Origin of the sequence: Pseudomonas sp. 22082, assembly GCF_052046055.1 — a bacterium.
Classification (GTDB): Bacteria; Pseudomonadota; Gammaproteobacteria; order Pseudomonadales; family Pseudomonadaceae; genus Aquipseudomonas; species Aquipseudomonas pharyngis.
In genome coordinates this window covers 1-355 of the sequence record NZ_JBQEQB010000060.1, presented here as the reverse complement: position 1 = coordinate 355, position 355 = coordinate 1, and the positions used below count along the sequence as shown (strand labels likewise).

Genomic DNA, 355 nt, shown 5'->3' with positions numbered 1-355 from the left:
GATGGTGAAGGTGCCGCTTTGGGTCAGCGCTGGAGCATCGGGGTTGCTGCCGTCGCCGAGGTTTTTCTCGTAGACGGTGAGCTCGCCGCCATTCACGTCGAGGCCGTTGATGATTACCGGGTCGTCGTTGTTGTGGATTTGCAGCACGAGATTCGCGGTGCTGGTATCGCCGTCGGCATCGGTGATGGTGTAGGTGAAGGTTTCAGTGCCGTTGCCGCCGCCGTGCAGCGCTTTGAAATCGGCGTCGCTGGTGTTGAGGGTATAGGTGTAAGTGCCGTTGGCGTTCAGCACCAAAGTCCCGTAAGTCCCGGTGAACGTACCCGCCGTGATCGGGCCGGCATTGGGGCCGGTCGGT

General features: G+C 61.1%; 1 protein-coding gene. It reads right to left on the bottom strand.

What is annotated here, in order from left to right:
* The coding region (locus ACTJK9_RS29600) for a VCBS domain-containing protein (RefSeq protein ID WP_440817870.1) at positions 1-355 on the bottom strand (355 nt) is incomplete at both ends.